This window comes from Bacteroides sp. CAG:633 (genome assembly GCF_000435115.1).
Classification (GTDB): Bacteria; Bacteroidota; Bacteroidia; order Bacteroidales; family Bacteroidaceae; genus Bacteroides; species Bacteroides ndongoniae.
Genome location: NZ_FR883034.1, coordinates 9,241 through 19,527 on the forward strand (window position 1 = coordinate 9,241; position 10,287 = coordinate 19,527).

At 47.0% G+C, this 10,287-nt stretch carries 8 protein-coding genes; all 8 read right to left on the bottom strand.

Features of this window, described 5'->3' with window-relative positions:
* A partial coding sequence (locus QVP67_RS04620) for a preprotein translocase subunit SecA (RefSeq protein ID WP_288179910.1) occupies positions 1–2,148 on the bottom strand: 2,148 nt, incomplete at its 3' end.
* Positions 2,149–2,337: 189 nt separating this feature from the next.
* The gene (locus QVP67_RS04625; protein WP_022162391.1) at positions 2,338–3,906 is read right to left on the bottom strand and encodes an alkaline phosphatase family protein; all 1,569 of its coding nucleotides are present in this window, start codon (positions 3,904–3,906) and stop codon (positions 2,338–2,340) included.
* On the bottom strand, positions 3,906–5,138 hold the full coding sequence (lnb, locus tag QVP67_RS04630) for a lipoprotein N-acyltransferase Lnb (protein ID WP_022162392.1): 1,233 nt from the start codon (positions 5,136–5,138) through the stop codon (positions 3,906–3,908). Before lnb ends, QVP67_RS04625 begins: the two co-directional genes overlap by 1 nt.
* Positions 5,139–5,197: 59 nt before the next feature.
* On the bottom strand, positions 5,198–5,626 hold the full coding sequence (locus QVP67_RS04635) for a GtrA family protein (RefSeq protein WP_022162393.1): 429 nt from the start codon (positions 5,624–5,626) through the stop codon (positions 5,198–5,200).
* A gap of 24 nt (positions 5,627–5,650) precedes the next feature.
* Entirely contained in the window at positions 5,651–6,346 is a 696-nt protein-coding gene (locus tag QVP67_RS04640; protein WP_022162394.1) for a CDP-alcohol phosphatidyltransferase family protein, read from the bottom strand.
* Positions 6,347–6,638: 292 nt separating this feature from the next.
* Positions 6,639–7,937, bottom strand: a complete 1,299-nt coding sequence (locus tag QVP67_RS04645) for a sensor histidine kinase (RefSeq protein WP_022162395.1) — start codon at positions 7,935–7,937, stop codon at positions 6,639–6,641.
* Positions 7,938–7,958: 21 nt separating this feature from the next.
* Positions 7,959–9,323, bottom strand: a complete 1,365-nt coding sequence (locus tag QVP67_RS04650) for a sigma-54-dependent transcriptional regulator (protein WP_022162396.1) — start codon at positions 9,321–9,323, stop codon at positions 7,959–7,961.
* Positions 9,324–9,436: 113 nt separating this feature from the next.
* On the bottom strand, positions 9,437–10,287 hold an 851-nt coding region (locus QVP67_RS04655; RefSeq protein WP_288179911.1), incomplete at its 5' end, for a TolC family protein.

A 10,287-nucleotide genomic window follows, 5' to 3' on the forward strand; every position in this document is an offset into this window, starting at 1 on the left:
GTGACGTTCCGTACCAATGATAGCTAAACCGCCAGCAGCTTTTACTTCGGGACTTAACTTGATATCGGTACCACGACCGGCCATATTGGTAGCGATGGTTACCGTACTGCTTTGTCCGGCTTGGGCTACGATATCAGCTTCTTTCTGGTGTAACTTGGCGTTCAATACATTGTGAGGAATCTTGCGCATGGTCAGCATCTTGCTCAGCATTTCCGAGATTTCGACCGAGGTAGTACCTACCAGTACCGGACGTCCGGCCTGAACCATGGCTTCGATTTCTTCGATGACGGCTTTATATTTTTCGCGTTTAGTTTTGTAAACGCGGTCGTTCATGTCTTTACGGGCAATGGGGCGGTTGGTCGGAATAACCACTACATCCAGTTTGTAGATATCCCAGAACTCGCCGGCTTCTGTTTCGGCCGTACCGGTCATACCCGACAGCTTGTGATACATACGGAAATAATTCTGTAATGTAATGGTAGCAAAAGTCTGGGTAGCGGCTTCTACTTTTACTCTTTCCTTAGCCTCGATAGCCTGGTGCAAACCATCAGAGTAACGACGGCCTTCCATGATACGACCCGTTTGCTCGTCCACAATCTTCACTTGTCCGTCGATGACTACATATTCATCATCTTTCTCGAACATAGTATATGCTTTCAGCAATTGGTTGATGGTATGTACACGTTCCGACTTGATGGCATAGTTGGTCATCAAAGCATCCTTCTTGGCCAGACGCTGTTCGTCGGTCAGGTCTTTTTCATTCTCCAAGGCAGAGAGTTGGGCTGCGATATCAGGCAAAACAAAGAGGGTTGGGTCTTCGGAGTTACCGGTAATCAGGTCGACACCTTTATCTGTCAGGTCTACACTGTTCAGCTTTTCATCGATAACGAAATACAACGGATCGGTAACTTCGTGCATACGTTTGTTGTTCTGCTCCATGTAGATCTCTTCTGTCTTGAGCATTCCGGCCTTGATACCCTGTTCGCTAAGGAACTTGATCAATGCTTTGTTCTTGGGCAGACACTTGTGGCTGCGGTACAGAGCAAGGAAGCCTTCTTCCTGATCTTTCTTATCATCGGAAGCAATCAGACGCTTGGCCTCGGCAAGATATTTGGTTGCCAATACTTTCTGTGCTTCTACCAGGCGTTCAACCAACGGACGGAGTTGTTCGAACAGCTGATCGTCACCTTTGGGTACAGGACCAGAGATGATCAACGGAGTTCGTGCATCATCAATCAATACGGAGTCTACCTCATCGACGATGGCGTAGTTGTGTTGGCGCTGAACGAGATCTTTCGGACTGATGGCCATGTTGTCACGCAAGTAGTCGAAACCAAATTCGTTGTTGGTACCGAAAGTGATATCTGCCATATAAGCCTGACGGCGTGCGTCAGAGTTGGGACGATGTTTGTCGATACAGTCTACGCTCAGTCCGTGGAACATGTACAACGGTCCCATCCATTCAGAGTCACGTTTAGACAGGTAGTCGTTTACAGTAACGACATGTACTCCGTTTCCTGTCAGTGCATTGAGGAATACGGGTAAAGTTGCTACCAATGTTTTACCTTCACCGGTTGCCATTTCGGCAATTTTGCCTTTATGAAGAACAACACCACCAAACAGCTGTACGTCATAGTGTACCATGTTCCAGGTAACTTCGTTTCCGCCGGCCATCCAGTGGTTCTGGTAAATGGCTTTGTCTCCTTCGATGCGTACGAAATCTTTGGTAGCAGCCAGATGACGGTCGAAATCAGTAGCAGTAACCACAATTTCTTCGTTTTCGGCAAATCTTCTGGCAGTATCTTTCACGATGGCAAAAGCTACCGGCAATACATCATCGAGGGCTTTTTCGTAGATATCCAGTATCTCTTTCTCGATTTTGTCAATTTGTGTAAAGAGTGCTTCGCGGTCCTCCAGTTCAGTAGACTCAACACTGGCTTTCAGTTCATCTACTTTGGCCCGCTGCTCGGCTGCAGAATTGCGGATGTAGGCCTTCAGTTCTTCTGTTTTGGCGCGCAGGCCATCATTGTCGAGCTTGGCTACTTCCGGATAGGCAGCTTTGATTTTGTTCACCCACGGCTGTATTTCTTTCATGTCGCGTGTGGACTTATTGCCAAAGATCGAGCTTAAAAATTCATTAAATCCCATTTTATATATTTGTTTTTATTATTATTAGCTATATGATTGATATACTTTGCGATGCAAAGGTAATAAATTCGGCATAGAGGACGTAGTCTTTCAGCATAGTTTTTTCCTATGAAACCCGATTAATTCGTAATGAGAACCGCAGTTTGGAAAGAATACAATAATGCCAATGAATTTCTGTAGAAATAAAAATCAGAAATCGAGCGGGGTTGATTGACAAGCATTAGGTGCACGGATACGCAGGGCCTTTGCCAAAGTGGGGGCAACTCGGTCTGTGCAGACAGGAATGCGTATTGTTTCGGGTTTGATGCCTGGGCCTAATAATATAAGTGGAGCTGGTATTTCAGCAGAACGTACTACGCGATTATCGGTATTGTTTTCTTGCATAACACTCCATCCCGGCAATACTTTTATGAGTAAGTCGCCAGAACGTTTGCGGTGAAAACTGTTTCGGATACGTTCAATTTGTGGTGACCAAGGACCTAATAAAAGGCGATTGGCTGAATAGACTTCATTTACACCACTGAACTGGACTAAGAACTGGGCAGACTTTTCCTGTATCTCGTTTAAGTCCAGCTGTTTGCTTTCTATCAGCTTGTGGTTCAGATATATTTGCAGATTATGGTAACCTTCTACGTATTGGCCTTCTCCGTATGTAGCCATAAGGTACATGTTCAGTAAGGTTGCACAACGGTTCAGGTAGAATTCACCGCCCGGAACACGGTAGATACCAACATCGGCTGCTTCAGGATCTGCATAGCCGGTGGAAGTGATACATAAAAGGATATTCTGCAATCCTATGTGGCGGTCGAGCATGTCAAGCAAGTTGGCAATACTGCGGTCCAAGCGCGCATAGGTATCTTGTATTTCCATAGCACACTCTTGTGTGCTTTTATGGTTATAGTTGCCTGCGTAATAGGTAAGGGCTAATAGATCGGGTATTTCGTCTTTACCTAAGGTACTTTTGGATAGTAATTCTTCGGTCAGCAGATTTACTTCGTCGTTTGCAAACGGACTGAGAATTAATCTGCGGAAACTATTTGTACGGTCGTTATTTAAATGATATTTGAAGGCATCGGTTCTCCATTCGGGGAGAAACGTATAGCTGGTAACCGGGAACAGCGGATCCCATACCATATCTTTGATACGGAAATCCGGAGAGTTGCGGTCATTATATTGGCTTATCCACCACGGAAAATCGTTATAATAAGTGGTGCTACACCATTTTCCTGTCATCTTATTCAGCCAAAAGGCACCGTTTCCTGCATGTCCGGCTGCCAAAATGGCTGCATCCCGAAAGGGAGAGATAGAATAAACTAAGGCACGATTGCGTGTAGCTATTTTAAGTTCGTCAGATAAAGTAGAGGTGAGCAATTGGGAAGCCGAACTGTTCTCATCGGTGTAATTGCCCATAAAGTCAGGATCGTCCACACAGTTTCGGGGACGAAGCGTTTGTGTATCCATCCATGTACTGGCTATGATACCGTGTATCGATGGGGTGGTGCCTGTATAAAGGGTGGCAATGGCAGAGGCCCGATCTGTTTCATCGAATGGAAACTGTGCCTGGCTAAATACTTTGCCTTCACGCAACAGGCGTTTGAATCCTTTTTCTCCATACAAAGAGGAAAATGCTTCCATGTAATCCGTGCGTAACTGGTCGATAGTCAGTGTTACCACCAGCTTGGGAGTAGCAGGCATCGGCTGAGCCTGTAATCCGCTGAATGTAAGCGCAAGTATGGAAGTGATCAGTCCTTTTTTCATTATTTTCTTATATATGTGAGATAAAGGTTGCTTGCAGAACGTATCCACAAACTGAGTGCCAAAGGTAATACAGCTAAGTTAAATTCTTGCGGTATTATCCCCCAAAGCAGTATAAAAAAAGTTAAAACTGTAATATTTGCCCACATATAGATGCTTTTTTCTTTCTTTCTTACTCTTTTTATCATCCATGGTAGGCACAAAAGATGCAAGGGATGAAATAAGAAAAGGAGATAATTGGGGCTGACGGCAGGATGCTGGGAGAAGCTTGCAAGGAATGCCAGTATGCAACCTGCTACACCGGCAGCCAGAAACAACAGAAGATCAAGCAGCCATAGACTTTTCCTCCGATAAATGCCATAAGCTGTAGCAATAGTTACTATGGTAAACAACAGGAAGGCTGTTTGGAGTGGGCTTGGGGCTTCTTCTGTACTTGTCTGTTGAGGGCTTTGTATGATATGGTCTTCGGAAGAGACAAGCGGTCGCTCCATACCTTGTGGTATATTCTTTAGCTGAGCTTTTGCCAGAAAGTCTTTCAGGTAAAAGGGAGCAAACATCATTTGCCGGCGGGTGATGTCTTTATCCGCTTGGCTACCTAAGCAAAGATCAATGCCAAAACGTGCCCAAGAATGCCCTATCGTGTATTGATGGACAATATCACGGAAACTGATTCCGGTTTGGAATGAGGTCATGTCATCGGCATATTCCAGCGTGCCCTGTACGGCGCGCTCTATCTGGTCGCGTGGTCGTGTGGCGCAGTTGTCGTAAAAAAAGTTGTAGCGGTATATGCGGTTTTGAGGAAGATAGTTTTCTTCTAATAGGGCAAGCAGCTTTTTCTTTTCTTCTGCATTCAGGTTCAGAGTCTGCTGCCATACATCCCGTCCCGTCCAAGTGTATTCGTATGCAAATTGTTTATAGGAAGTAACCCCCAGTTGGTAATCTGTTTCTCCAAGTGTGAAACGGAGAATGAAGTTGGGGGTATTGAAGCTGAATATCCCATAATTGAATACAGCGTCAATGCCCCTAGTAAAGTTCTCGTATCGGATAGCCGTATGCCCAAAAAGAGAGTAAATCTCTTCACCAGCGCCACAAGTCAGAAGGCTAAAGCGTATGCTGTCTTCCGTTGCAGGAGGAACAGCTTGCTTTTGTACCATAGTCTGTGCCTGTATTGCCTGGGGAAATATACTTCCCAGGGTGCAGAAAAACAATGTTAATGATAAAAAAGTCAATTTCATTGTTATATGTAATATGCTATTGTGGCAGATTGCTTTTATGTCTCAGGCATTTATATAATTTATCGGCTTGAAACTTTGGATACAATCGAACGTTTCCCGAATACAATGGTTTCTGCCAGAAAATAATTGAATAGTCCGGAAATGAGGAGAGCTGCAAGGTTGCAATATACCACATTCCAGCCGAAAATCTTCTGAAACAGCAGCAAGAATAGCATCTTGACCAAGAAACCTAGTACCGAGGAAAAATTGAATATGAGGAATCGGTAAGTGAAATCCTTGATATTCTTGTTGGTAATACGTTCTTTCCATATCCAATAATAGGAACATACGAAATTGCTGAATACGGCAAACTCGAATGAGATGACAGGAGAAACGACATAAATCCCCCAGTAATCATGGAATATGAATTTGGAACATATCCACAGTACAAAGGTATCGACTCCTGTACCGAATAAACGGCTAACAACAAATTCTATATATGTACGCACGGACGATTTCGTTTGTTTTAGTTTTTATTTTTTAGGGTTATAGGGTTTAAGAGGATCTTGCTTGGCCAGCAGATTACGGTCTTTGACAAACTGCATGAAAAACATGGAGAATAGGATAACTACAATGACCATGCCTGCCACATCGAATAAGCCAAACTCGTATCCATGGAAATTGTAAGAGATTTCCACCCATGGCGTATACATGATGAGTGTATTCAAAAGGATAATCACCAGTCGGAACTCGGTAGGACCGAAACAGCCATAAGTCAGAAGAAATTCTCCTTTTAATATGGTTCCGATATACGTATAAATAGATAAGACCAAATATCCGGCAAGTACCAGCAATGCTATGTCGAGACGGAAGATTGGAGACAAGCCTGCTCCTATACATATAATACATATAGTAATGGCGTCTAATGTGTGGTCGATGAAGAAACCGTAAATGGGTCGCTGAGCCTGTCGTACACGAGCTAATGTTCCGTCTAAGCTGTCACCATACCAATTGATTACGAAACCTAGTGATGAAATCCACAAATACTGGAGGTTCTGATTTGCTAAGATATAGCCTAACGCACATACAAAAGCTCCTCCAAGGCCAATGTACGTCAGCATATCGGAAGTTACCCATTTAGGCTGTCTTTCTGCCAGCCAGATAAGAACCTTTTTTTCTGCCGCGTTAAGAATAGAAGTTTGAATTCTATTTGATAATTCTTTTCCCATACATTTTTTTTTATCGTGCAAAATTACAGCATTTTTTTTCAAAATTCATTTTAAGTTTAACATTCTTGCAACACTTTAACAATATCTGTTACAAAACTACTAGCTTTTATAAGCTTTTATCTGATTATGACACCGTCTTATTGGAGTGTTGAAAAGAATAGAACAGAAAATTGTTCTGTTTTATTATGCTTCTCTTTTCTGCTGTATATGGATGATGATATATGTTTCCTAGAATTGATGGTGTGTTATATTGGTATTTGATGCCCAACGTAACCGACGATAGAACCATTTCTTATGGAAATGAAATTCGGAAACGGGTCCAGCCATCGTTGTAAGTACGCAGTGAGAATGTACATCCATGGCGATTCAGCACTTCGCGGATAAAGATAAGTCCGATGCCTTGCCCGTGTGGCTTGGTTGAAAAGAAGGGACTGAATAGTTTTTCTTCCGTTTCCTTGCTGATGCCTGGACCGTTGTCGGCTACTTCGAGCGATGCAGGAGCGGTGGTGGTGATTCTGATTTCTCCGTCCTGGCCGATGCTTTCGACAGCATTCTTGATGATGTTGACCAATACCTGTTCGAAAAGCGAGGTGTCCAGATTGACGTCTCCTACATCGGGAGCGCATTGCAGTGTGAGCTGGATGTGATGGTCGTTGCATAGTCCTTCCATAAAGCGTACGCAGGTGGTGGCCGTTTCGTTCAGACTGTTCCGCGAGAGGAGTGGTTCTGGTATTTTTACCACATCGGCAAAGCGGGTGATGAACTTGCTCATCGAAAAACAGCGTTCGGTACATACGTGCATGACGTCGCAGATTTCTTCCATATCTTTTTCGGTGGCCAGTGCCTGCTCTACCGTGTCCAGCGTAGAGGTGATACCTGCGGTCGTGTTATTTACTTCGTGGGCTATCATGCGTATCACCTTTTCGTAGGCTTTCTTTTCGGCGCGTATCACTTCGTCGGTCATGCGCTCTATCAGGTAGAAAGGATGCTGGAAGCCGCGGTCGATGAAAAAGGTGAAAGTGCAGCGGTAGATGTTAGCATCGTTCAGACGGACCACCCGCGTCTCTTCTTTGCTGAGGGCTGCCAGTTCGCTGGCCAGCGGGGAGTCTATTTTCTCTATCGGTTTGTTTAAGAGGCTTTCGAGGTGGATGCCCAGCATCTTGATGGCCATGGGGTTGGCCTGCGATATGTTTCCGTCCAAATCGGTGATGATGACGCCCATAGGCGAGGCCTGTATCAGAAGGTCGAGGAAATGATTCTGTTCGCGCAGGCGCAAGCGTTCGTTCTTCAGCTGGTCCATCATGCGGTTGAAGATGTTCACAATGCGGTCGGCTTCGTGTTGTCCTACGGGGCTGAGGCGGCTGCTGAAGTCTTGTTCGCGCAGAAGCTCCATACCGTTTCCGATGGTGTGCATGGGCTTCACAATCTTATTATAAAAGACGATGAGGTAGATCAGGATGAATGCGATCGTTCCTTCCATTATATAATAAGGTAGGCGGCTGTCAGGCAGATGGGTTGCCCAATATGCCAGAGCGCCTGACAATGCCAGCAGTATCAGAGCCAGTATGATGAAGAAGGACTTGATGCGCACGTCGGTTATGGTTTATGAGTTTTACGAAAGATTGTTGACCGCAATGTTGTATTTCTCCAACCGGCGATAAAGGGCAGCCCGGCTGATGCCTAACGCCAGGGCTACCTGGCTGAGGTTTCCTTTGTGACGTTCGAGCGCCTGAAGTATGGTGTGGCGTTCGATTTCGTCCAGCGTCATGTTGGCATACGATACGTTCTCGGTGGCTTGAGGTTGTTCGTTGGTGCGCAGGTATTGGGTATCGAAGTCGGCAGCGGTGATGACGGATTTGCCGCTGACAAAGATGGTGCGCTCGACGAGGTTCTTCAGCTCACGGATGTTTCCCGGATAGGGGAGTTTCGACAGGAAGCTCAGGGCATCGGATGCAAACTCGGTGTGGGGCAGTCCGTTGGCTTCGGCCTGGCGGTCGGCGAAGTAGCGTGTCAGTAAGGGAATGTCTTCGCGGCGTTCGCGCAGGGCGGGAAGCTTGATGGTGATGAGGTTGATGCGGTAGAAGAGGTCCTCGCGGAAAGTACGTTCGGATACCATTTTGCGTAGGTCGGCATTGGTGGCCGATACGATGCGTACGTCTACTTTGCGGGGACGGCTGTCGCCGAGCACTTCGAAGGTCTGGTCCTGCAATACGCGGAGCAGTTTTACCTGACAGGAAAGGTCGAGGTCGCCGATTTCGTCAAGGAAGATGGTTCCTTTATTGGCCAGTTCGAAACGGCCGATGCGATCGGCGCTGGCATCGGTGAAGGCGCCTTTCTTGTGGCCGAACATTTCGCTTTCGAAAAGGCTTTGCGAGATACCGCCCAAATTGACTTTCACGAAGGGCTGCTTGGCGCGCTGGCTATTGATGTGGATGGCTTCGGCTATCAGTTCTTTGCCGGTGCCGCTTTCGCCAGTGATGAGAACCGAAGCATTGGTGCGTGCGATGCGTGCTACGGTATTCAGTACTTCCGTCAGTCCGCGCGATTTTCCGATGATGTGGCTGCGGTCCAGTGTGTCGGCCTTCTCGGTGGTGCTTTCTGTCTGCGGCGCATTCAGTTCGAGGGCTGTCTCGATGCGTTGCAGCAGGGCGGCGTTGTTCCACGGTTTGGTGATGAAGTCGAAGGCGCCGGCCTGCATGCCTTGTACGGCCAGCTGGATGCTGCCCCAGGCGGTCATCAGTATGACTGGTGTTTCGGGGCGGAATATTTTTACTTGTTTCAGCAGGGTAAGTCCTTCTTCGCCGGTTGTAGAAAGGGTGAAGTTCATATCCATCAGTATCAGTGCCGGAGCTTCGGCGCGGACGGTGTCGATGGCTTCGCGCGGGCCTGGCACGGCCTTTACTTCGTAGCCGGCGCGTTTCAGCATGAAGCTGAGCGAAGAACGTACTGCGCTATCGTCGTCAATTACAAGAATCATGTTTATATATAATAAGGTATAGTTAAATGTATGTGCAAAGTTAGCAATTCTCTTTGCACGTTGCAAGCGGTCGGCCCGTCTTTTGTGCGTGGAACGTACGTGGGCGGACGGCTTTATCTTCTCACAATGTCCTCGAAGTCGGCTTCGAGCTCGGTGTTGCGTTCGAAGTCCCACAGGGTGAGGCTGCGTATCTGGTAGAAATAGTACCAGTAATAATAGAGTTCGGAGATGTGCTTCTGGCGGGCTTCGTCTTTCGAGTTCTGGGCGTCGTTCAGGTCGAGGGTGCTGATTTTTCCTATCATAAAGGTTTCTACGCTGGTCCGATAGCGCTTCTCGGCGATGAGGTCGGCTTCCTGGGCGATGTTGAGCTGCTGTGCCTGGTTGTTGAAGTTCTCGACCAGCAGGAAGATGTTCTGGTTGAAGTCCATCTGTTCCTGGCGTATTTTGGAGAGCACCACTTCACGATTGCTTTTGGCCACCCTTACTTGTCCGCGCCGTTTTCCCCAGTCGAGGATGGGGATCTTGACGCCGACTTGCACCACTTGGTTATCTACCAGTCCGCGGTAGGATGTCGACAGCGCGTTCGACTGGCCTGTGTAGCCCACACTGGCAAAGAGGTCGATGCTGCGCAGGTTGCCGCGGGCGGTAGCCACTTCGTAATCGGCTTCCAGCTGGCGGCGTCGGATGTTCTGGGCGAAGGAGTTGCGTTCCAATGCTTTTTCGAGCACGCGTTTATATTCCATGTTGAGCATGGGGACGGAGGTAGGCAGCGTCGGGTTCAGGGTTTCCTGTTCGGACACGCCGAGGAAGGAGCGCAGCTGGAACATTTTGGCGTTCAGATTACTTTCGGCAGCGGTGACGTCGGCCTTGCTTTGCAGGGCGTTGAGCTTCAGTTGCAGCAGGTCGTTTTCGGATATCTGTCCCATCTTGCGCTTGGCAATGGCTACTTCGTACAGGCGGTCGG

Coding starts and splice junctions, on each gene's coding strand:
- QVP67_RS04650 (WP_022162396.1), bottom strand. CDS start 9,323: ATGATTCTTGTAATTGACGACGATAGCGCAGTACGTTCTTCGCTCAGC.
- QVP67_RS04640 (WP_022162394.1), bottom strand. CDS start 6,346: ATGGGAAAAGAATTATCAAATAGAATTCAAACTTCTATTCTTAACGCG.
- lnb (WP_022162392.1), bottom strand. CDS start 5,138: ATGAAATTGACTTTTTTATCATTAACATTGTTTTTCTGCACCCTGGGA.
- QVP67_RS04625 (WP_022162391.1), bottom strand. CDS start 3,906: ATGAAAAAAGGACTGATCACTTCCATACTTGCGCTTACATTCAGCGGA.